The following is a 24,279-nucleotide window of genomic DNA, read 5'->3' as shown; positions in this document are numbered from 1 at the left end:
AGGATGCCTCCGGGCAGTGCCGCTGATGCCGACGGCATCACAGAGCGTCGGCACGCAGGTCCATTGCCCTCAGAGGGCGGGCGAAGTTGGAGCTTCCCGCCCTGGCGCTGCCTGAGCGAGGGCCTAACCGGAGCCAAACGCGGTCTTCTCACGCCTAACCTGTGTCAGTTCGCCTCGGGAGCAGTGTTTCTGTCGGAGAGATCCACTTCTTGGGGCCGCTGCGGTCTAGCGTGGTGGCCGAACTGACGCCGAGGAGAGGAGCGGTCATGAGCCCGTTAGGAGCAACGCTCTTCCAGACCCTCATCAACCAGCGGGGCTGGCAGGACTACACCGTCTTCAAGAAGCGGTACGAGCAGGCGGCCAAACAGCTGGCCGATGCCGAAGGCGACCCCTCGATTGCGACTGCCACCGTCGAGAAGCGGCAGTTCCACCGATGGCTGAGAGGGGACGTCCGAACCCCCCAAACCGTCTCCCGCCGGGTCCTGGAGTTCATGTTCCCGGGATTCCAGGCCTCGCGTCTCCTGGAAGCTGTGTCCTCCGACCTGGTCTCGTCACCCGTCCCCAGAGCAGAGCAGGGCAGGCCTGAGGATGCATTCGAGAACCACGAAGACGTCGTGACCGCCGCTGCCGGCGAGTCAGCACGGTTCGCGGCTCGCGCAGAAGGCAGCAACGTGGGACCACACACGATGGAGCAGCTGGAAGCCGACATCCGCCGGATAGTCGACACGTATCCCAACCGACCCGTTGGCCCTCTGTTTCGAGAAGTCCACTCCCTACGCGACCAAGCGTTCGTACTTCTGGAGGGCCGGCAGCCACCGCGCTACACCCGTGACCTCTACGTTTGCGCCGGCATCCTGTGTGGAGTCCTAGCCAACGCCAGCTTCGACCTTGGATGCTACGACGCGGCCGACACCCAGGCGCGCACCGCCTTTCTCCTGGGCGAGCTGGCGGGCCACAACGGCCTGCGTGTATGGGTCCGCGGGCTCCAGGCGCTGATCTCCTACTGGGACGGGCGACCGGCGGATGCTGTCCGGCTGGCGGAGCTGGGGGCTGCGTACGCGCCGGACTCCGGCACTGCGCTCATTCGGCTGGAGAGCATCAAGGCGCGTGCATACGGCCAGTTGGGCCGGACCGGCGAGGCGCTTGCTGCACTGGCCGGCGCGGAGCGTCTTCGCGAAGGCCTTGCAGCCGACGGCGGCGATCTGCCTGGGGGCATGATGGCATTCCCCGTAGAGAAGCAGCTCTTCTACGCCAGCAGCACCCACCTTTGGTTGTCCGGACGTCGCAATCTGGTGGACGCGGAGGCTTGTGCCGCCCAGGCCGTGGAGATCTTCCAGGCAGCCCCGCCTGCGCGGCAGCGGCTCGGTGAGATGTCGCTTGCGCGCATGGATCTCGCCATGGCCCGTCTCGGGCGGGGAGATATCGAAGGCGCTGCGCACGAGGTGCACACCGTCCTTGACACCAACGCCCGCCGGCGAACGGAGAGCGTGGACCGGCGGATCGGACACTTCAGCCGCCAGCTCGCTGCACACCCTGGTGCCGGAGTGCCTGTTGCAATCGGCTTGCGGGAGTCGATCATGGCTCACAGGGAACGTCCCATTGCCGAACTTCCACCAGGAGGCAGCCCGTGACCACCGTGACCGTCTTGCACCCAGGTTCCATGGGCGCTGCCGTCGCCGCCCAGGTCGTGGCCGCGGGGCACGAGGTGCTTTGGGTTCCCGACGGGCGAAGCGAAGCCACACGTGAACGGGCCGTGCAGGCCGGGGCAGTAGCCGTGGACAGCCTGGCTACGGCGCTTCACCGCAGCTCCGTGGTCCTCTCCATCTGCCCGCCCCAGGCCGCCGAAGACGTGGCCACCCTGGTCGCGGGCCACGACTTCGCCGGGGTGTATGTGGACGCCAACGCCATCAACCCACAGCGTATGAAGTACATCGCGGGCGAGGTCTGCCCCGGTACGGTCGTACTCGACGGCGCCATCTTCGGGCCACCGCCAGGCGGCCTGCGGACGGCGCGCCTCTACCTCGCCGGCGACCAGCAGGCCGTCGGTATTGTTGAAGAACTCTTCAAGGGCACCCACGTCGAGCCGCGGCGCGCGAGCGGGGATATCGGCTCTGCCTCCGCTCTGAAGATGGCATTCGCCAGTTACCAGAAGGCCGCTCGCACCCTCGCCGGCGTCGCTCACGCCCTTGCCACCACGCACGGCGTGGGGGCCGAGTTGACCGCCGAGGCAGAATCCATGGCTTCGAGCATCCTCTCGGATCCCGACTACCTTCCGAGCGTCGCCGCGCGGGCATGGCGCTGGGCACCGGAGATGGAGGACGTCGCCGAAACCCTCCGCGCGGCTGACCTGCCAACGGAGATTGCGGAGGCCACTGTCGCCGTGCTGGCCCGCTGGGAGCAGGACAAAGACCGCTACGACCTGCCGGTCGCAGTTGCCCTGGCGCACCTGCACGGTAGAGGTGCCGGTTCCCCCTGACGAATTCGTGCCTGTGTGTGACGGCGCCCCACGTCGAGTTCTTGTCGGAGCCGCCACCGCAGGACCCTGCCATTGTGCTGGAGGCGTCTTGCCACGGTTCGCCTCGGCTGCTGCACGGTGGAGCTCTCGAGAACGTCCTGCCTTCTGTCAGCTGTGTGCGAGACGATGCAGGCGTTCGGGTTCTTCCGAACGTCGGAGGCCGAGGGGGCAGGGTGGTGCAAGGACTCTTCTTCGAGACCGTCCACGATGGGAGCTACTCGTACAGGCGGTTGAATCGCGCGGCCATTAACGATCTCCGGAGCGCCCCTGCTGCTGGCGGCGACGAAGAGGTTGCGCACGCCCTCATCGACCTGTTGATCGACGATCTGCCCGAGGACCCTCAGCACGACGGACTGATGGACAACTCGGAAACGGGCGCGGTCATACGGTGCCTGAAGACAGTTCTGCGCCGTCTCGGTATTGAGTTCGAAGTCCCCTTCCACGACAAGCAGGGCTACTACTCGTTCCGGATGGAGCACGAGAACGACCTCAGCACCGACCTGACCCGTGTCTTCGCCCCGGGGCGCGCAGCGCTGGAACGCCGCGAGCAAGCCACCTTTACCGGAGGCCTGCGGGGACTGCGCGGCGAGCTGCGCAACCTCATCTTCGCCGCCACGCAGAAGCCGGAGATCGTCTGGAGGGACGTCGCGGGTGGCGTCATCGAGATCACGAAGAACAAGGACCACTGCCTGCTGTACGACCGTCCCGTGGGAGCCGCCGGCCTCACCTGGAGCGAACTCGTTAGATGGTGGCAACTCAAGGACGGCATGTACGGGATGCCGGAGCAGCGCAGGTTGCAGGCGCTTCTCACGCGGTTGAGGGGGGCGCTCAACACCCCGGAGCAGTTGCTGCTGGACTCCTACTGGAACTTCGCAATGCAGCGAGGGTTCGACGACCTTCCTGCTCTCCTGCCCCAGGTATACCTCCACTACGACCCCCTGGCGAAACACCAGCGGAGCCGGCGGGTAGAGGGCAAGGTGCTGGCGCGGCAGCGGATGGACTTCCTGATGCTTGCTCCTGGCGGTCGCCGATACGTGCTGGAACTTGATGGGAAGGATCACTACTCGCGCGATGGAAAGCCTGCCCCGGACCTCTACGTCGACATGGTCCGGGAAGACCGGCGACTCCGTCTCCAGGGGTACGAGGTGTACCGGTTCGGCGGCGCCGAGTTCGTGGACTCACTGAGTGCCAAGATCATGCTGAGCGGGTTTTTCCACCAGTTGCTGGCTTCGTAACCTTCGGCTCGAAGGCCGCACGGCCGCAGTGGCGACCCACGCTCTAGCCTGTAGGCCCTTGTCGTGTCGCGCATCGCGCCACAGGGCTGACGCGGTGACGCGGTGCGATGGCGCGGCCGTGGCAGGATCGCCGACCGCGTTCGTCAGGACCAACGGCGGACACGGAGCGCCTGGACCGCAGACCCTGCTGAGGTCGGCGATGCTGATCACCTTCGGCACCCGGCTTGTGCTCTGCACCGAGAGGGCATCCAGATTCAACGCTTCCCACACCTCCGGCAAGAGCGGATCAGCGACCAGCACGCTGTTGCCCACCGGGCCCCGGGCAGCAGATCGGTCTCGTCAGCACGCCACATCACCGGCTCGTCCCGCTGCCGCTACGCCGCACCCTGCCGCCACTGGGGCATCGCAACGCCTTCTATCCGTGCGGCACACTCCGTACCGTTCCAGCCCTCGTTCCCGATCTTCTCGAAGCGGCGCCGCTCAACACGACCCACGAGTCATGATCCGTCCTCGCGCCGAGAGACCGGCGCTTGCGCACCAGGGTGGCCTGGTCCAGCTGGGTTCCAAGCGTCCGTTCGACTTCGTCGCGGACGACGTCGATCGGCCCAACTCGTAAGTCAGAACCGGCGGTAGCTGATGCGGAAGACGGCGCTGGACCTCTTTGGCGACAGCCCGACGTTAGCCTACGCAGCTTCGGAAAGGGGCCTGGGTGATGGCAACCGGCCGGGTCGACGTCGCGCCGCTTGATCGGCCAGAGAAGGGGAGTCGCCTCCACTATGTGCTGGTGCCGAATTCCGGGTGACAGGACGACCGGGCGGGTCCTACCGTCGTTGTGTATGACGACGATCGACGCACGGATCGCGGACTTCTACGGGGAATACGACGAAGCTGCCCGGCTGCACACCACCGCGACAGGCCGCCTGGAGCTCGAGCGGACTCAAGAGCTCTTACGCCAGTACCTTCCACCGCCGCCGGCCCGGGTTCTGGACGTGGGTGGAGGGCCGGGGACCCACGCTCGGTGGCTTGTCGAGGACGGGTACGAGGTGGTGCTCCTGGACCCGGTGCCCAAGCATGTCGAACAGGCCCGCGCGTACGTTCCAGGGTGTGCGGCCGAGATCGGTGACGCCCGAGATGTGACGCTGCCCGCACACGGCTTCGACGCGGTGCTGCTCCTGGGGCCGCTGTACCACTTGGCGGATCGCGCCGACAGGCTCAGAGCGCTCTCCGAAGCCCGCCGCGTCGTGGTGCCAGGTGGACTGGTGGCGGCAGCCGGGATCTCCCGGTACTCCCTGATGCAGGACTACACCGTGAGTGCCGGGCTTACCCCGGACCTTCTCGCAGGGGAGGTCACCGAAGTGGTGCGGACCGGGTCGTACGACGGCAGCCGAGGGTTCACGGTGGTGCACTTCCACACGTCGGCGGAGCTCGCCGAGGAGGCGGTCGAGGCCGGCTTGACGGATGTGCGCCTGCACGGCATCGAGGGTCCCGGATGGGCGTACGTCATGGCGGCAGGCCGGTGCGGGGGACAGGAGGTCGCGCAAGCGCTGGTCGCGGACGCGGTGGCGACCGCCCGCCTGGCGGACGACCAGGGCGTGTTCACTGATGCCTCCGCCCACATCCTCGTTGTCGGAACCTCCTGACCGTCGTCTGCCTGCCCAGCGTTCGGGCAGGCAGACGACCCTGACGGTTCAGGCCGGCAGGAAGGGGCTCGGTTTTCCGTGCCAGCTGATGGTCAGGGCGTCTCGGGCACGGGTGGTGGCCACGAACAGCAGTGAGCGGGCCTTGCGCTGCTCGCGCTCATAGCGGGGCGGGTCCTCGGTGCGGTAGCGGTCGATGACGTGGGTGCGGGGGATGATCCCGTCGCTGGCGCCGACGATCGCCAGGCGCTGGTACTCGAGGCCCTTGAAGCGGTGCATGGTGCCCACGTGGACCTCGCCGTCGCCCTTCGGACCGTCCTTGGTGAGCTCGGCACAGGTGATGCCGGCCCTGGTGATCAGGTGGTACATCGTCTGGCTGACCATGTCGCGGTCGGCGACGCAGACGGCGATGTGGCCGCTGGGGTCGCGCGGGGAGCCGTGCCCGTCGGTGGACAGCTCGGTGCGCCAGGCAGCCAGGGTAGTGGCGAGGCCGGCCAGTTCCTCCTCCCACGAGGTGTACGGACTGAAGACCGGGGCGGGGCCGTGGAGGACGGAGCGGTAGCCAGCGAGGTTGTCGGTGCCGTCGTCAAGGTCGTCGTAGCCGACGGCCTGGCCGGTCTTCCTGGGTTCGACGACGCGGAGGGCCTCGGCGAGGATCTCCTTGGTGGTGCGGTAGCTCAGGGTCAGCCTCGAAGAGCGGCCGCGGATGTTGATGCCGAGGGCGCCGAGTGCGACCTGGTGGTCGTAGATCCTCTGGTGGGTGTCGCCAGCGATGAACATGTCGTTGGGGAGCTCCGGGTCGGCCATGGCGCGGAGCATCTTCCAGTGGGCCGGGCTGAGGTCCTGGGCCTCGTCGACCACGATGTGCCGGTAGCGGTAGCCGAGGTAGCGCATTCCGGAGCTGTTGTCGCGGTGGATGAGGTCCTTGCCGCCGACCTCGTCCTTGTACTCGCGGCGGGCGCAGATCTTCGAGGCACGTTCGATCTCGTAGCGGGCGGCGCGTTCGGACGCCTGGCCCCAGGTTTCCACGCCGAGTTTGTCGAGGCGGGCGGTGAATTGTTCGATCAGCTTCCAGATGTGGTTGCGCTCGGGACGGGTCAGGGAGCGCCCGCGGCCGGCCCGGCGGGCCTGGAAGTAGTCCGACCTAGTCGGCACGGACTGGCCGAGGATGACCTGCTCCCACTCTTCGAGGAGGAACTCGGGCTCCCAGCGGCGGTCGTCCAGCTCCGCGAGGAGCTGACGCATCTCGCCCAGGGCCACGCTGTCGTACACGCGCTGCTTGCCGCGGCCGGGGGCGGTGTTCTCGCCGAGGACCCGCGCGGCCAGCTGGTCGATGTGGGCGATCTCGACGCGGGCCAGCAGCTCGGGCTCGACCAGGGAAGACAGGCGCAGCCGTAGGTCGGTGGTGAGGTTCTTGGTGTACGTGGTTAGCAGGATCGGCTTGTCGTGGCCGGGAGGGAGCTGCTCGGCCAGATGCTTGACCCGGTGCAGGGCGACGATGGTCTTGCCCGTGCCCGGTCCGCCGGACACCCGGGCAGGACCGTTGTAATGGCGGCGGACGACGCGCTCCTGGGTGGGGTGAAGGAAGACCTTCCAGGCCCGGAAGTCACCCTCGTCGATGGCGGCCTGCACTGCATCGTCCACGGCGGTGACCTTGGTACGGGACAGGGCTGCCGCGAAGTCGCCCAGGTCTGGCTCGTGGCCGAGCTCGACGGGTTGGGTGATTTCCTGGCGCACCTCATCGATCGACATGCCAGCGGCGAGGCCGTAGAGCACGTCCTTGGACAGCAGCGGTGCGCCCTCGACGAGCTGGTCGAGCTCGGCGCTGTCGGTGACCGTGAGGGCCAGCTCGATCAGCTGGTCGGCGACGCCGAGTTCACGGAGCTGCTGCCCGCTGTATGCGGCGAGCAGCGGCGGCACCGCGGGTGCGCGTGCTGGCTCGGCGGTGGTCGGCGTGGGCGTCTCGGCGGTGTCGGGCTCGGCGGGGGTAAGGGTGATGCCGGCGCGGCGCAGGGCGCTGTCGCCGACGACGGCGAGGTCGACGAATTCGATCTCACCGGTGACGCGGTTGACCGCGACCTGGAGTTCTTCGTAGACGTCCCTGCGGTGCCGGACGGCGATGACCAGCCAGCTCTCGGTGCCGTCCGGGTCGACGCCGGTGGGGGTGAGCAGTGCTCGGTAGGAGTCGTTGACACGGGCGGACCAGATCCGGGAGTCGCCCTTGAGCTTCTTCAGTCTCAACCGCTTCGGGTTATCCCGGAAGATGTGACTGAAGTCGTAGAACTGGGCCTTGACCGAGCGGTCGAGCTTGTACAGCTCCTGTTCGGCTTTGCGGTACAGGCTGAGCCGGGCGGTCATCGGGTGGTGCCTTCCGTGTCGGGGAGCTGTTCGAGCAGGGTGTCGAGATGGTCGAGCCATTCGGCGGCGGTACGGACCGTCCAGCCGGCCTCGGCGTACGCGGCGTCGCGCCGCTGGGCCTCGGCGTCGTCCTCTCCCCGGTGGGCCGTGACGACGGCGATCTTGATGTCGGGGGTCTGCCAGGCGAATTCGGCGGGCCAGCGGCTGGTGGTCCCGAGTTCGAATCCGAACACGGGTGCCTGCTTGCCTTGGTCCGCGAGGAGCTCGGCGAGGTTCAGGAGCGAGGGGTTCTCGTCCGGCTCCTCGCGCAGCAGCTCAAGGATGTCCTCGTCCCAGATTGCGTCTCGGATGATGTGCCGGAGAGCAGCCTCGACGGGCGTATCGCCACTTGCCTCCGGGGCGATGGGGTGCACGACGACCGGCTGTCGCAGGGTACGCGCGTCGGCGAGCGAGTCGAGTTCCCCGAGCCCGCCGCAGACTGAGAGGACCTCGACTGCGAAGTCCGCGGCCCGGCTGGCAGCGAGCTGGACGCCGTCGCCGCCGGCCAGGGACAGGAACTGGGTGAGGTTGGTCCAGTACAGCCAGGACCTCCACCGCAGCTTGTGTTCCTCGGTGTCCAGGACGGCATCGCTGTCGTCCAGGACGGCCAGGGCGGTCCACCGCAGGTTCTCCTGATCGGCCGCGTCGACCGCGAACACGAGGGGGAGGCCGTGCTCGTCCTCGGTGCGGAACACGTGAACGGGACCGGCGAAGCCGGCAGAGTCTGCTGCCACCAGCTTGTCGTGTCGCGGCCCGCTTGCGAACCCCGCGAGCTGGCCGCTCAATGCAGTGATCAGTTCGCTGCGCTTGGCGGTCGCCGCGACGGGGGTCGTCGCGGGCACCGCTGTGAGGCCGGTGACCAGGGCGCGGGCCCGCCGGGCCCAGCGTTCGGCGTCCGGGTCGCGCAGGTAGGCGATCAGGGTGTCGATTGGGTTGGCGAAGACCGCCTCGCCGAAGTGGGCCCGGGTGCCGCCGTACTGCTCGTACGCGGCCCTGGCGCCCTCCTGGGCGGTGCCCCGGTAGGGCGGCCAGACCGGCTTGGTGCGGACCGGGCGCTGTTCGAACAGGTCGATGTCGGCCCAGGTGATCTGGAAGACGGTCTTTCCGTCGGCGCGCAGGAGGGTGCGCCGGGCCGCGTCGTCGGCGATGCGGTTGTGCTCGCGGCTGGCGTGGAAGCGGAAGCCCTCCAGGTAGACGTGCACGCTCTGCTGTGGGCCCCCGACGCGGGTGAAGGTGAAGTCCGTGCGGGTCCCTTCGAGTTGCCGCTGGGCTGTGAGCCGCCAGTGGGTGACGTCCGAGCCGGCGGTGAACCGCAGGTGTCCGCTCGCGTGGCCGTCCTCGTCCAGGGCGGCATCATCGGTGGTCTTCACCCAGTCCCTCAGCGCGGCCAGGAAGCGCGCCTCCAGGTCGGACTCCACCTGGGCGTCCAGACCGACCAGCCCGGTGTGGTCCACCTCGGCCGTGTCCCAGCCGTCCTCGCCCTCCCGGGTGAACAGCAGGGACTCGATCATGCTCAGGGCGGCCTGGCGTGAGACCTCGTCCTGGAACTGCTCGGGGGTGTAGCGGTGCAGGCAGCGGTGGCAGGCCCGGCGGTGCTCCTCGGCACACGGGCACGCCTTGAGACTCTCGTACGCCTGGGCGAGGACATCGCGGAAGGCGGCCGGGTCGGTGAGCCGGTCCAGGTAGCCGGTGCCGCCGGGCAGGGCGTCGAACAGCACCAGGAACCAGCGCCGTTCCCCGCTGTCGGTATCCGGCATGGACGCCACCGTCGTGTCGAGGTGCTGCGGGTCCCCGCCGAAGTGCAGATCGACGCCGAGTCGCAGGGCAGCCCGGAAGGAGTGCACCTTGGCGTCCACGTCTGCGGTCGCGGCCGGGATCAGCACCCGCAGCGCCTCGGTCTGCAACTGGTGGGCGAGCAGCACCTGTTCCTGGGTGATGCCATCCTTCTTGCCGCGGCGCAGCGGGCACCACGGACGGTGGTGCTTCAGCTGTCCGGCGCGGACCGCGGCCGATTCCAGGGCATCCGTGTCGTGATCGAAGACGGGACGGCCGTCTGCGCTGGCGGCCCCGCACGCGGTGCACACGTGGAATGGGTTGAGGCGCACCTGCGTGCCGGCGAAGTCGTCCCGGGCCGGGCTGTCGTAGCGGACCGGACCCACGTTGATCCGCCGGATCATGGCGCTGCGGCAGTAGTCGACGCCGAAGGTCTCGCGGGTGTGCCGCCAGGAGCCGGGTTCGATCGCCTCGAGCGGGATGTCGACGGCGTCCACGACTGCGTACGAGCGGTGGTCGCGGTCGTCTTTGTCGTCCCGGATCCGCGCGTCCTCCCGCTTGTCCCGCGAGGTGACGGTGGCCGGCTCCACGACCTGGAAGAGGCAGGAGCCGTCGTCGGCGATCTGCCCCGTCTTGCAGCGCGGGCAGGGGGAGCGGTCATCGGCTGCGTTCTCGGTGCGTACATAGCCGCAGCCGGGGCACACCCGCCAGGTACGCCACTCCTGCCGGCCGCCGGTGGACAGCTCCAGTCCGGTGATCTCGTGCCGGTAGCCGTTGACGTAGAAGGTGTTGCCCGGAGCCAGCTCCTGGAGCGCGAACCGTCGGGGCCGCTCGTAGGTGAGCGTCTCGGAGGTGTAGACGACCTTGCCGGTCTTGGGGTCGACGCCGTCCTCGCCGTACAGCGTTGCCGACAGCGTGGTCGGGGAGTCGATCAGCGCGTAGTTCGGGAGCAGCCCCAGGTCGCACAGAGCGCTCTGTGCCGTGGTCTCGCCCCGGTGCAGGAGCCGCTTGCCCACGCCACGCCGCTCGGCGTCCAGCTCCGCCTTCTGACGGGCCTCGTCGGGATCGGAGTCCTTCAGCTCGTCATGCGCTTCGCTGATCTCCGCCAGCCGAGCCCGCAAGGCCTCCTCGCCACGCCGCCACTCGCGCTCGGCCAGCTCCACCTTGCTCCGCAGATCGTGGGTGGCGTACTTCCTGAGATCATCCTGGGCCTGCTCGCTGACGCCGACCGGGAACAGCCGCAAGAACCCCTCGACGAGCTCCTCGCCCTGGTCGAGGGCCAGCTCCACCAGGTCGGTGAGGTAACCGGAAGGGCCGAACAGACGTGGCGCCTTGTGCGGCATCGCGCGCAGCACGATCCCGTCCGCTCGTACGAGCCGGCCGGCAGCGGCGAGGTCGAGCAGGTGCGCCAGGTACTGCCGCTTGAGGATCTCCACCGCCGACAGGTAGCAGCCGGGCGGCACGATGGTGCCCGCGATCAGGTCCTTCGGACGCTCCAGGAAGTACAGGTCACGGCGGCGCCGGTCCGGGATCGTCAACAGGAAGGCATTGCCGGTACGGCGACCGGCCCTGCCGACCTGCTGCGCGTACGAGGCGGGCCGCCGGGGGAGCGCGGACAGCACGACGGCGGACAGATCGCCGATGTCGATGCCCATCTCCAGGGTCGGGGTGCAGGAGAGCACATTGGGGTCCTTGAACCCGCCACCGCGCTTGAACGCCTCTTCGACCTTCTCCCGCTGAGGACGCGTCAGCATCCCGGTGTGCTCGGCGGTCACTACCTGATACGTGCCCGCGCTGAGGTAGAGCCGCCGGTAGTAGTCGTGCGTGTAGTCCCGGTCCCGGTGGTGCACGCCCAGCCCCTCGGGACGGTCGCCTGCCACCAGCCGGCCCCTTCCGCACCGGTACGACGGGCAGGGCTGCCCGTGCCACTGGTCCAGCAGGTCGGGGTGGACCGTCTGCTCCCAGAAGCACACCGGGCAGCGCACGTACGAGCTGCGGACCTGCTCGTCGTCCAGCAGCCGGGCCTCGATCGCACCCGGCTTGAGCCCGTACACCCGCGCCGAGGTGTCGTTCGGCGTACGCACCGACAGCAGGCCCATCGAGGCGAGCTCGGGCAGCAGCCGGCTCCACAGCTCGGGCGCCAGCTCACGTGGCAGCTCCAGGCAGCGCCCGGCCCACCGCTCGTACCAGGACAGCCGGCCCGTCGCGAAGTCGAACTCGCTGCCGTTCTTCGGCTGCCCCAGCAGGAACACCGGGGCCGCGATGCCCTTGGGGAAAGCCCGCATGCCCTTGGGACGCCTGCCCCACACGTAGTACCGACTGGTGCCGGCCTCGTCGACGTACTTATCCAGCCACTGGTGCGCCACGGCCCCGCGCGTGCGCAGCCGCTCCAGGAGGATGCGTACGAACGCCAGGTAGCGGGTGTCGTCCTGCGGCACCAGCGGCAGCCCGTCCCGCACGCACTCCTCGTGCAGCTCCCGGACCAGCGCCACCACGGCCGCCGGGTCGTCGATGCGGACCTGCGCGGCGGCGGTCCGGGTCAGTTCAAGGGTACGGCCGTTGCGGGACCGGAACCCGAACTCCATCAGCGCCTCGAACGCCAGCCGCTGCCCGATCAGCCGCCACGTCTTCAGGTCCCCGCCGCGACCTTGCCCGGACAGCAGCCGGTCCACGCCCTTGAACCCGTGCAGGTCCGGAGGGACCACCGCGGAGAGGGTGTCCTTGTCGGTCGTGGCCTCGACCACGTTCGCGATCAGGTCGTTCAGCGCCGTCGACTCGTCGTGCCGCAGGTGATCGGCCAGGAGTGCACGCAGCGAGAAGGTGTACGAGCGATTGGCGACGAAACCCGCCCGATGCGCGGCATCCTGCACCGAGTCGTTGAACATCAACGTCTTGTCCTCGCGGAGCTCCCTCTCGAGCTCCCCGCCGGTGAACAGCTGGGTGATCGAAGCCGCCGCCATGGCCGCGGCACCGGTACCGAGGTAACGGATCGCGTTGCGCTCACCGCAGGCCGGGCACCAGTCCTCCTTGGCCGCCGTATTGGCCGTCTCGCCGAAGTTGACCAGGACGAACGCCGAGTCACGCGCCGTCAGCCGAGGCTGCTTGGATTCCCGGTCGTAGTCGTTCTGCGGGTCGGGCAGCCGCAGCCGCTTGCGGGTGCCGTCCAGCACCATCAGGGTCCCACCCGCACCCTGCGAGCCGGCCGGACTCCCCTTGCCGCGGGCGGCCGACATCGGCGCCGCACCGGAACCCTCCCGGGCCTCCTGGTCCGTCGCCGCGATCAGGTTCCGCACCCGGGCCTTGTCCTGCCCGAGCGAGGACCGGCGGATCTTGTACGTGTCGAACTGGACGTCGTGGTCATCGCTCTCCGGCGAGAACACCGCCCACCCCGAACGCCCGCAGTCACGGCAGTACACCGCTGGAAGGAACAGGTTCGCGCTCTGGCCCGAGGTCGCCGTCGTCACGGGTGCCGTACGTCCGTTGTCGGCCCCGCCGGCATCGGCCGCGCCGGCCGCATCCCACCGGAACTCCGCCTTCGGCCACGGCAGCACCCCGCGCAGCAGCCGCGACACCGACCGCGCCCACTGGTGCACCTCGACGTGGACGAACGGTCGTGGCGAGGCGGGCGTCGACTCCGGATCACGGGCGTACGACAGCAGGGCCACGAACCGCGCCAGCGCCTCCGCCGCCTTTTCCGGCTGCCGGGCCACCGCCTCCGACCAGCCGGCCGCGCCGACCCGCCACATCACGTCCAACACCTCGGCCGAGGTCTTCACCTCACCGCCGAGCGCCTCCATCACGGCATGCGTGAACAGATGCCGCTTGAGATTGCCGCCGAGCACGAACGGATCCAGGTCACGGACATCCGTCACCTTCTCGATCAGATCCAGCAGCGCCGCATCCCCGGTCGTCGGATCCGGCAGCGCAAGAAGCTCGTCCGGAGTCGGCATCGGCTGCATGGTCACATCGCGACGCGGGACGAACTCCTCCACCGACTGCCGGTTCTCCCCGACGATCGCGTCGGCGGTGAACTCCGTACCGAAGACGTGCGTGGCCACCTCAGTCAGCCGCGCCACACCGTCCTCGTCCGTCCCGGACGCGAGCGTCGCCGACGTCGCCACCGGACAGATCCGCCCGAGCGGCCGGCCCTCCGCGGAAGCCCCGACGGCCGCCGCGAGTCGGCGCAGCAGCATGCCGACGTCCGTGCCCTGCGCGCCGTCGTAAGTGTGGAACTCGTCCACGACGACGTACCGGATGTCCGACTCCCGCCACAGCGGGGCGTCGTCCGCGCGCTGGAGGAGCAGGTCCAGCATCTTGTAGTTGGTGATCAGGATGTCCGGCGGCGACAGCTGCATGTCCGACCGCCGCGTCCGCACCCTCTCGTACTGCGTCGCCGCCCGCTCACCGATGTACAGACCCGCCGACAGCTTCCCCAGCTCGGCGTTCTCGGTCAGCAGCTCGTTGATGCGCTGCGCCTGGTCAGTGGCCAGGGCGTTCATCGGGTACAGGAAGATCGCCTTGACGCCCGTCTGACCCGCCTCCCGCTCCCGTCGGCAGTGATCGAGCACCGGGTACAGGAACGACTCGGTCTTGCCGGACCCGGTACCGGTGGTGACCAGCGTCGGCTGGGGGGTGTGCCCGCGCGCGGAGGTGAGACGGGCGAAGGCCACGGCCTGGTGCGCGTACGGCTTGAACCCCTCCGGCTGCCACTCCAGATGCCGGCGCCACTGCTTGTCGTCGGCCACGGTGAACGGCGTCCGCACCCGCAGGTACGGCCCCCGGAACATCCCGGAGGTCTCGTCTCCTAGGAATCGGTGCAGCGCCTCACGCGCGCCCTCGTCGGTGAGCGCGTAGGTCGTGGACAGGTACTGGAGCAGGCTCTCCTTGAGCCCGCGCGCCTGCAGCGTCGGCCTCACGGCTTCGGCACCTCCTGCTTCACCGGATCCCACTCCCCGCGAGCCACGGCCTCATCGAGCCGCTTCTTAAACACAGCATGCGCCGCCCGCATCTCGTCTTCACGCTTCGCCTTGTGGAAGGGAGCGGTGTAGCCATCGGGGACGGGCTTGTTCTCTCGGTCCGCTTGGTACGCCTCGAACTGCGCCCAGCTCTCCTTGGTTTGCCGCTGCCCGATCGTGCGGGCGTTCCCTGCGATCTTCCACCCCTCGGCATCGAACCAGGTGACAGCCTCGTACTTCTGGAGCACGGGGAAGCGGCCCCGGTACGCGGCGATGAGAGCGTCGGCATCCATGCCGAGCCAGACGGCGACGAGCGCGTCGATCTCGACCAGGGCGGACCGGCGAGCCCGCTCGCTACGGAGCGGTGTCTCGGGCCGCCAGTCCTGGGTCACGTCGTGCAGCGGCTGGAGCCCAGTCCAGTCGCAGGCCCAGGGTTCGTACGCTGGCCAGGTGGGATCGTACAACTCGGCCCAGAGGTCTGCGTAGGCGCTGGTCAGGCAGTTGAGGCGGAGGGTGCGGAGGAGGAGTGCAGAGGCTAGGGGGTGCTGGGTGCTGGGGGCAGGCATGGCCTTGGCTCCCTTGACCTGCAGGTCGCCGCGACCCGTTGCTCGAAGGAAGTAGTCCAAGGGGAGTGAGGCCCAGAATCCAGCTACGAGTACGGTCAGCCGTTCACTCGCCATCGCGGCGCTGTGCACACCATGGATGTGCATGGTTCCTGGCGGGATAATGGCTGCGTACAGTGCGCGCTCAGCGTTCGGAGCAATCTGACGGCGCCAAGCAAGCCGATAGAAGACGGCACACCGGCGCCTAGCCCGTTCCTGAAGAATCGCGTCGACCATTTCCGTGTCGATTTCGTCGTCGGCACCCTGGCCTGTTGCAGTCGCCTGAGCCCGTGCCTTGGCGAGTGCCCTTTGGTCCGCACGCAACCGGAGCAATGCCTTGTGATTGACCCAGCGGTCCTGCGCAGCAAGGTAGGGCAGAGTCATTCCGCTGGCGCGAACGTAAGCAGTGTCAGGCACGAAGTCCGGGGCAAGGTTGACGAGATCCCGCCCGTACGGGTCGTTGGTGTTCGCGTCGTGGCGCTTGTAGATGGGGGTGGCTACGCTCAACTGGGTGCCCTTGAGAATGACGTGGCGCCAGCGATCCGGCCGGAACACCTGGTCTGTATCCGGAGCCGGACGGTTGTAGTCGATGAGGTTGTCCCGCTTCGCGTTGCTCTCGTTGAATCCGAACGAGATCCGTGGGGACAAGGCACCCAGTCGCAGTGGATAGTTCGCCAGCGCCTCAATCGCCGTTGCTTCAGCTGTACTGACAGGGAAAAGTAGGCGTGCTTCCTCGACGGGTTGCTCGGCCTCGTCTAGCAGGCGTTGCCAGATAGAGAGCTGATGCCCATCCACCTTGACAACACGGGCGCGGTGAGGACGTTCATCGAACTCGCCGTTGCGGTAGCGAACGCCTGGCACATCGCCCGAGCCGTCATGCTGGGACGAATGCCGCAGCGCGTCTACGGCGACAAGCCATGAAAGGTGATCGAAGGAGATCTCCTTAGGTTCTCCGTAGACGTGCACCCCGAAGTGAGCAGTGTGGCCAACCGGTTCGGGAAAGAAGCGCTGGCCAGAGTTTACGAAATCGCCGTGAACGCGCAGCCTCCGGTACGCGGCTCTCCGGAGGTCGCTCTCCCTGTCCCCAGTGAAGTGTGTGTCCGGGTGAACCATTCCGGTGGTCCCGTTTTTGGACGTATGAGCCCAAGCCTCGGTCATGAATGCCCGATAGAGATTGGGGCGGGTTCCTGCCAAAAGTGGGTACATCTGAGGGGAGCCGAACACTGCCACCTGCGCGCTTGTTTTCGTCAGCTCGCCGAGCACGTAGCATCGGGCCACCGAAGAGGTCAGTATCTCCCGCCGCCGGCGCTGCGTCTCCGCAGCAGAGGCCATTGCTTCCAGCTCGAACCATGCATCGTGTTCAGCAAGAACAGCTGACTCGTTCCAGTCCGGTCTGACCCACGGAGGGTTACCCACCTGGAGGTCAAATCCGCCGCCCTGGGCGAAGACAAGGGCAAACTCCAGCTCCCAGTGCAGGAAGCCCTGTTCCTCGGCAATGTCGCGAACTCCCCGGAGCCACGGGAACCGGTCCTCTGGATTGTCCACGTCCATGCCCATGAAGCCAGGGAGAGTCTCTTCATAGCTCTTGAGCTCGTCCAGGCTGGTGAAGCGGTCGATGAGGGTACCCTCGGGCACGTCGGCCGTTCCCGCCATCGCTTCGAGAAACTCCAGCCAGTCCTCAAGGTCCTTGAGAGGAACGACGCCCCGACGTTCCGGTGCCTTTGACTTGGGGGCGGTGGACTTCTTTCCCGCCTTCGTTCTGACCTCTCGAACCTCTACGACCGCGTCATCTGCGGAGAGCTCAAGGTCCCCGAAGGTCGTCTGCTCGGGTCCGAGAGCGAAAAGTGCCGTCGCCTCGACGAATCGCGGCATGGGCGCGGGCTCAGGAGCGACTGCTGGCTCCGGCGTGGTGACAGGCGTCGGCGGCTCTTCGGGCAGGGGCGCGCCTCCGAGGACCTGGGCGAGGGTGTCCGCCTCGGTGACCGTCGCGTGCATTGCGTAGTCGCTCGCCGTGCCGTCGAGCAGTCCGGCCTTGTCCACCGGCCAGAACCACAGGGCGCACCAGGCGTCCATGATCTTCTTCAGGCGCCAGTAGGGGGTGTCCGCGGCTTTGAAGAGGTCTTCGAGGACCTGTTCCTTAGTCGCAGCATGGTCAGGTCGCTGGAGGAAGTCATACTCGGAGTCGGTCGGGTCGGCGCCCCAGACCTCGATCCGGCGGGCGACAGCCTGCTCGGAGAGCTCCATACGCTTGACGACGAGGGACCATAGGAACTCCACCCGTCGGGTGGCGTCCCGCAGCTTGGTGAACTGGGAGACCGGCTCCTTGCCGCGGCTGGCCTTCCCGCGCTTGGGGCGCTGGAGGATGCCCTTCTTCCAAGCGGCCAGCTGCTCGACGCCCTCCTTGGCCAGTTCCTTGGCCTCCTTAGAGCCGGCGACCGCCGCCCACCCGGGGCTCGGCAACAGGAACTGGTGCACCGAGTCCTGGGGGAGGCGCTGTGGTTCGCCGTCCTTGAGGAAGGGGAGTCGGGTCGGTGCGAGGGCGCCCTTCGCCTTCAGCCACTCCTTGCCCGTGACGTCATCGGCCGCGTAGACGGCCCGGCGGGCGCCGATCAGGCTGTTGCCGCGGCGCAGGTGGAGGCCGAACCATGGGGCTCGCATGCCCGGGTGCATGGTGTTGAGCCAGAGAGAGACCTCCGCGAGCTCAACACCAGTGGCATTCAGGTCGACGCCGTACGCGTTGTGCAGGGCGATGTACGCCTTTACCTTCTGCTTCTCGGCCAGGGCGTCGGCGGTGGGAATGGCGACGCCCAGCTCCTCCTGCCTGCGGCGGAGGTACTCCTCGGCGACCTGGTTGATCGCCTCGTTGAGGAAGGCGCCGGAGCCGAGGGCAGGCTCGCAGATCTTGTACTTGAGCAGTTCGGAGGCGCGGGTCTTGATGGTGTTGCCCTCGGCGTCGCGCTCCTGGTCAAGGCGGTGCTTGAGGGTGAGCTCGACGGTGACCTGGGTCAGGGACTCCGGTGTGTAGTACGACGCCGAGGTCTCCCGGTCGCGGCCGGCGAGGCGGTAGACGAAGGAGCCCTTCTCGTACTTCTTGACGCCGCGCAGGCCCTTGCGGGCGTCGTCCTCGGTGTAGTGGACGAGTGTCTTGTCCGGGTACTGGTCCTGCTTGTGGGAGGGGATGAGCCAGGAGCCCTTCTCCGGGTCTCCGCCCTTGGCGACCTCGCACAGCTCTTCGTCAGCGATGATGCCGGTATACGACATCAAGCCCTCGTAGACGGCGCCGAGCTGGTTGATGCCGAGGTTGCGGTAGGAGATGAAGCCGCCGCGCTCGCCGCGCTTGCCCTTCTTCATGGTGAGCAGGCGCAGCACCTCGTGCAGGGCCGTGTTGCGCAGGCGCAGGTCGAGCCAGCGGGGATCGTTGTCCTCGTCGCTGCGGGGGTCGACGACGTTCCTGCCGATGAGGCGGACCGCCTTTGGCTCGAAGAGCTCGCTGCGCAGGGGTTCGAAGCGCAGGCCGCGGTCTTCGCTGCGACGGGCGGCCTTGGCCTTGCGGGTCTCCTCGTCGTCGCCGGGCTGGTCGTCGGTGTCCTCGGTGCCGTACGGGCGGTGGCCGAAGTTGACCTTGTTGAAGAGGACGGAGAGGGACTCGAAGAGGTGGAAGCCGTTGCGGGCTTCCTCCTCGACCAGCTCCTCGTCACGTTCGACCAGCTCGCGCAGCCGGGTCATGGAGTAGCCGGCCTCGTAGCTGCCGTCGTCCGCGGGCAGGATGCCGAGTTCGGGCCGCGCCTCGGCGTAGAGGAGGAACAGGATCCGGTACAGGTAGCGCAGGGACTCCCGGGTGAGTTCCCGTGCGAAGGGGATCTTGGGGCTTTCGATGTCGTCCGGGGCGACGTCGTTGTCCGGCTCGGCCATCCGTGCCAGGACTTCGTTGGCGATGATCTCGACCGAGCGCTGGAGGCCGTGCCGGAGCTCTCCGGAGACGCCGGCGGCGTTGGTGCTGGAGGACTTCAGCAGGCCGTCGATGCCCCGGCTCTGGTCGTTCTCGCCGGGGCGGAGCATGTCGAGGCTGAACAGGGCCGCGATGGTAGAGAGTTCGCCCTGCTGGGCACGGTCGTTGCGTTCCAGCGCCGCGTCGAGGTTGACGGCCAGGTAGCGGCCCTCGTTCCAGGACTGCCGGTCGGCGAGGACGAGTACGCCGCCGCAGAGCAGCAGGACGAAGCGGGGGTGAGGGCCGCCGGCCTCGCCGAGCTCGCTCTGGAACAGCCATGCGGCCAGAGCGGTGCCGGTCTCGTACGTTTCGCTCGCGCTGACGCGCAGCGGGTGCAGCAGTCGTCCCGGGCCGGCTGCGTTCACCGCGGCGTCGTTGTCAGCCGCCCAGCCGCAGTCCAGCGCAACGATGCCGTGGCCGTGGTAGGCGACGGTCACCGTGTGGTCGCGTCCGGCGCGGTGGACCGTGATCTCGGTCGGTGCTGCCTCAAAGCCGAGGGTGCGCAGCACCTCCTGGTGCCACTCGGTCAGCCGCTTGTGCCATTCGGGATTGTCTTTGGTGTACAGGCGTACGTCGCCGTCGGCGTCACGCGCGGCGGCCTCGGCGAAGTAGGTCCGGACGTCGTCGGAGAGGTAGCTGCTGCGCAGGGAGCGGATCAGCTCACGAGGCGTCTTGCGCCGGTCGTGCTCGTCGCCTTCCCGCGTGGCCCAGGTGGTGAATAGGCCCTTCTTGAGGTCGGCGCCGAGCTGTTCGGCGAAGTAGTGCGCGGAGAAGTACTCGCCGCGGTTGCTGAAGGAGTCGAAGTCGGTGCTCATCAGCGGGTGCTTCCTTCAGTGGCGGTGAGCGGTTCGAGGACGGCGAGGAGGCGCAGCATCGGCTTGCCGGTGGTCTCCAGGGACTTGATCAGCTTCAGGCGCTTGCCCGCGCTGAGGTTGACCCCCTGCTTTCCGGTGCCGTCGGTGGAGTAGAGGGCCTCCTGCTGCCAGTGGACGACGCGCTTGCGGTACGGGGCCAGGGTGGCCTCGATCTTCTCGGCGTAGACGGCACTCAGCTCGGTGAGGTGCTGCTCGGCACGGTCGATGGCGGCGGGCACGTACGAGGCGAGGGCTGCGCGGCGGCTGTCGGGGACGTCGCGGCCCGGCATGGCGGGTCCGACCCCGTAGTCGTCCAGGACCTGCGGGGTCAGGGCCGTCACCTGAAGGTTCGAGGGATCACCGTGGACGGCCATCCACTCGACCAGGGTGGGCCGGCCGAGCGCGTTGGAGCAGATGCCCTGGACGAGGAAGGTCGGGGTGTCCACATCGGCGGCGAGTACGGGTGCCTGGTGGCGGCCGATCTCCACGAGCACCTTGTCGGTCAGCCAGTCGAGGACCGGGTGGACGTCGCTGACGTAGGAGACGTTCGGCCACTGGGACTTGGACGACTCCCGGGCCGCCTTGAGCCGGCGGTCAGCCAGGTCCTTGGAGAAGGTGATCCGCATGCGGCCCGGCTCGGTCTTCCGGGGGAGGATCTTCTGCTCGTCCAGGTAGGACTTCGGGAGGGCCTTCAGCCGGTACAGCAGGTCACGAGGAGGCTCGAAGGCAATCGTGCCGTCGTCGTCGCGGCGCAGCGAGAGCTGGTCCTCGGGGTTGGGTCGGCAGATCTGGTGCAGTGCTTCGTCGAAGTAGTCGGCGGTGGAGGAGAACAGGCGGGGCACGTTCGCGCGGGGGACCTCGGGGTGGTCGGGCACGGCGCCGACCTGCCCGAGCAGACCGGCGAGGAACGCGGCCCCTCCCTGCTGGGACTGCTTGATGGATTCCTCGACGGTCCGCCCGGCGATCAGGTCCTGGGTGAGGCGGTTCTCCTCCTCCTTCGCCCGGTACAGCCCGGTGATGGCCTCCGCGGAGCCCTCGATCTTGTGGGCCTCCTCCTCGCGCCTGAGGAGCTTCTCGCCCACCAGGCGGTCGTCCAGCGTGCGCGCCTGCCCGGTCTGCGGATCCGTTCGCCAGGGGACGTCGCTGGTGAGGATCAGAGCCCTGAACTGAGGCTGGTGCTCCTGGCCATAGCGGTCGATACGGCCGTTGCGCTGCTCGATGCGGATCAGCGACCAGGGCAGATCGAAGTGGATCAGGCGGTGGCACTGCTGGTGCAGGTTGACGCCCTCGGAGGCGACGTCACCGGTGAACAGGATGCGCACAGGGTCGTCGCGGAGCCCGAACTTCTCGACGATGGCCTGCTGTTCCTCATCGCTGATAGCCTCGCCGTGCATGACCTGCACCGCGCCGTGGAAGGCGAGCCACGGCTTCTTCTCGTCGCCAGTGGTGCCGCGGCGGAAACCCAGTGCGGCCGGGACGGTCTCCGCGAGCCACTTCAGGGTCGGGATGCGCTCGGAGAAGACCACGACGCGGGTGTCCGATCCGGGTCCGACCCCCATCCTCCGAAGTTCCTCGACCAACGCCGCGAGCTTCGCGGAGTCCTCGTCCTGGATCTGCACGGCCAGCCCCCGCAGCTCCTGCAGCGCCGCCAGCTCCGCCTGCCGAGCCGTCTCCCGGGCGCCCGTCTGCGGTGTGCCCAGGGTCTTCAGGCGTGTCTCGACGGTCTCCAGCAACGCCCGGTGCGAGGACAGGAAGGACTTCAGCAGCTGATACGGCACCAGCTGGTGCCGGCTGACGGAGGGCTCACCCGGGTCGGCCGGGATCCAGCGAGTGGCCAGCTCGCGGAAGACCGCGAGCTCCTTCTCGCCCGCCGGCACGTGGAGGGGCTGGGACGGCCCGCGGTCCGCCCAGGCACCCTTGAGGGAGTCCCGGACCTCCGTGGTGGTCTTGGTCCGCCGGATGTAGAGGTGCTCGAGGTCCTTCACCTCGTACTTCGACGGGTCTGTGATCGCAGCCTCGTCCAGCATCTTGATCAGTTCGGCGAAGGAGCCGGCGTCACCGTTGTGGGGGGTCGCCGACGCCAGGATGAGCGCGTCGGTCTTCCGGGCCAGCAGCCGGGCCAGGGCGTTGTTCTTGGTGCCCCGGTTGACGAGGTTGTGTGACTCGTCGATGACGACGGCGTCCCAGTCCGTGCGCTCCAGGTGGTGCGCGTACACGTCGCTCTTGAGTGTGTCCACGGAGATAATCGCCCGCTTGAAGTACGCGAACGGGTTGCGGCCGGCCGGGATGTCCTGCTGGATGCGCTGGATGCCGGTGGAGTCCAACCGCACCAGCGGAATCGCGAAGCGGGTCCACAGCTCCCGTTGGAACTGCTCCAGAACGTGCTGCGGGGTCACCACCAGGATCCGCTCACCCCGCCCGCGCCGGATCAGCTCGGCCAGCAGCACGCCGATCTCCAGCGTCTTCCCCAGACCCACCACATCGGCGATCAGGATGCGCGGCTGCGGATTCTTCATCGACAGGGCCAGCTCGGCGGGCCGCAGCTGGTGAACCTGCTGGTCCATGAGGAAGCCGTCGGCCAGTGCGAGCCCGTGCTCGGTCTGCGGCAGGAACGTCTTGCGCATCACCGCTTCGAGGAACAGTCGACCGCGACGGTGGTTCGGCGAGTCGTCCGCGACCAGCGCCGTCTCACGCGGGTCCAGCACATGAATGGCGTCGAGACGGCTGTAGAAGACGGCATCGGTGCCACGGACGAAGGACGAGACGCCGGTGACCTCCAGCATCCACCCGTCCTTGCCGACGTCCTTGCAGTTCCGGACGAGCCACAGCTCGTCCCGGACCAGCACCTGGGAACCTGGGGCATACCCGGACGAACCGGATACCTGCTGAGGAGCGGGAACGTCGTCCGGCTGCCAGGCATCCCACAGCGCATCGTCCGGCCCGCCCACGGCCTCCGCCTCGACGCTCACCCTCAGCTCCGATCCTTCACCAGCGGCACCAACAGCCGCCCACACCCCACGTGCACCCGCGACGCATCACGCGGCACGAGCACACCATTTCCGACAAGACTCTCAGCAGGCACTGTCAGTGCAGGAGTCAGAGAACACGATCCGCGGCGTACAACGAGCGCAGCTCGTCCGCGACCCGCTTCGACGCTGGTGCCCGGCCCCGAGCCGAGCTCGCCCGAGGCCTGGCTGTACCGGTTTCGGGGCCGACAGCGGGCTCAGGCTCTGCCTCCGGCCCGACCGGCTCCTCGGGTTCCTGCTCCTGACCGGCAGCCTCGGTGCGCGAGGACCGGGCAGGATCATCCAGTGGGCTGTCCGCAGCCTCGTCCTCGGCGAGGCCGGGTTGCTCCTGGAGCAATTTCTCGAACGAGGCGGTTAGTGGCTCCCCGGAGCCGACGGGCGGAGCCCCGGCAGTGGTGTGCGCGAGCAGAGCCAGCCGCGCTGCCGCGGGATTGGACCCGCAGCCGACGATGACCTGCGCGCACAGGTCGGACACTGCCTGAAGGGCGGGCCGGTCCTCGGGCTCGTGCGCCAGCATGGACTGCAGTAGCGGCACCAGAGGCGCCGGCACCCCGGACAGATCCGGAGCGATCTCGGGGTTGGTCACCTGCGCTGCGATGGCCTCCCAGCGCGTGCCGTCATACGGGTAGTGGCCTGTCGCGGCGTACAGCAGCACCGTGCCGAGCGCGTAGACGTCCGCCGCCGCAGACACCTGCGGCCGTCCGCCGGCCTGCTCGGGCGGCATGCACCGTACCGTGCCGATGATCATCCCGCTGTGCGAGAGAGTCTCCTTGGAGGTGTCCATGAACGCCCCCAGCCCGAAGTCGATGATCATCGGACCGTCGCCGCCCATGATCACGTTCTGCGGCTTCAGGTCCCGGTGCAGCAGCTCCGCAGCGTGTACGGCGGTCAGGCCCTCCGCGAGCAGCGCGCCGAGGCTGGCCACGAGCGGCATCGGCAGAGTGCCGTCGGTGTCCACGCAGGCCAGCAGCGTGCGCCCGGTCACGTACTCCATGGCCAGCCACGGCTGGTCCGCGTACGGGTCGGCGTCCAGGAACCGGGCTACCCGGTTCGTGCCGATCACCGTGCGGGCGATCAAGGCTTCCTTCTCGAACCGGGCACGGGTCAGCGGGTCCAGTTTGTCGTTGCGGATCACCTTTACGGCGACCGGGTCACCCGCAGGGGTGTAGGCGAGGTAGACCTCGCCCATCCCGCCCGAGCCGAGCTCCCGCGCCACCGTGTAGCGACCGATCCGCGTGGGTACCCCACTCATCCGTACCGACTCACCCTTCCGGTGCGCCTCACCCGATCGGCGCTG

General features: G+C 68.2%; 9 protein-coding genes. 4 read left to right on the top strand and 5 right to left on the bottom strand.

The window, feature by feature from the left end:
- Positions 1–266: 266 nt before the first annotated feature.
- From OG207_RS06435 to OG207_RS06420, 4 genes are all read left to right on the top strand, one after another.
- On the top strand, positions 267–1,631 hold the full coding sequence (locus OG207_RS06435) for a hypothetical protein (protein WP_329096701.1): 1,365 nt from the start codon (positions 267–269) through the stop codon (positions 1,629–1,631).
- Positions 1,628–2,476 carry an NAD(P)-dependent oxidoreductase gene (locus OG207_RS06430; protein ID WP_329096699.1) on the top strand — a complete coding sequence of 283 codons (849 nt, stop codon included), beginning with the start codon at positions 1,628–1,630 and terminating at the stop codon, positions 2,474–2,476. Before OG207_RS06435 ends, OG207_RS06430 begins: the two co-directional genes overlap by 4 nt.
- A 212-nt stretch (positions 2,477–2,688) precedes the next feature.
- Positions 2,689–3,750 carry a hypothetical protein gene (locus tag OG207_RS06425; RefSeq protein WP_329096697.1) on the top strand — a complete coding sequence of 354 codons (1,062 nt, stop codon included), beginning with the start codon at positions 2,689–2,691 and terminating at the stop codon, positions 3,748–3,750.
- Positions 3,751–4,586: 836 nt separating this feature from the next.
- Positions 4,587–5,390, top strand: coding sequence for a class I SAM-dependent methyltransferase (locus tag OG207_RS06420; RefSeq protein ID WP_329096695.1), 804 nt, complete (start codon positions 4,587–4,589; stop codon positions 5,388–5,390).
- 48 nt (positions 5,391–5,438) lie between these two features.
- Here OG207_RS06420 and OG207_RS06415 read toward each other — a convergent pair whose 3' ends face one another.
- From OG207_RS06415 to OG207_RS06395, 5 genes are all read right to left on the bottom strand, one after another.
- Complete coding sequence (locus OG207_RS06415) at positions 5,439–7,745, bottom strand: UvrD-helicase domain-containing protein (protein ID WP_285528465.1); 2,307 nt, start codon at positions 7,743–7,745, stop codon at positions 5,439–5,441.
- Positions 7,742–14,473 (bottom strand): DEAD/DEAH box helicase, encoded by a 6,732-nt coding sequence (locus tag OG207_RS06410; RefSeq protein ID WP_329096692.1) that lies wholly within the window; start codon positions 14,471–14,473, stop codon positions 7,742–7,744. The genes OG207_RS06415 and OG207_RS06410 overlap by 4 nt, the downstream gene beginning before the upstream one ends.
- The gene (locus OG207_RS06405) at positions 14,470–19,917 is read right to left on the bottom strand and encodes a hypothetical protein (protein WP_329096690.1); all 5,448 of its coding nucleotides are present in this window, start codon (positions 19,915–19,917) and stop codon (positions 14,470–14,472) included. The genes OG207_RS06410 and OG207_RS06405 overlap by 4 nt, the downstream gene beginning before the upstream one ends.
- Complete coding sequence (locus tag OG207_RS06400; RefSeq protein WP_329096688.1) at positions 19,917–22,925, bottom strand: SNF2-related protein; 3,009 nt, start codon at positions 22,923–22,925, stop codon at positions 19,917–19,919. Before OG207_RS06400 ends, OG207_RS06405 begins: the two co-directional genes overlap by 1 nt.
- A 127-nt stretch (positions 22,926–23,052) precedes the next feature.
- A complete protein-coding gene (locus tag OG207_RS06395) occupies positions 23,053–24,234 on the bottom strand; it encodes a serine/threonine-protein kinase (RefSeq protein ID WP_329096687.1) in 1,182 nt (393 codons plus the stop codon).
- Positions 24,235–24,279: the final 45 nt, after the last annotated feature.

It is taken from the genome of Streptomyces sp. NBC_01439 (assembly GCF_036227605.1).
Lineage (GTDB): Bacteria > Actinomycetota > Actinomycetes > Streptomycetales > Streptomycetaceae > Streptomyces.
The sequence above is the reverse complement of the archived record's forward strand: the minus strand, read 5'-3'. Positions and strand labels throughout refer to the sequence as shown.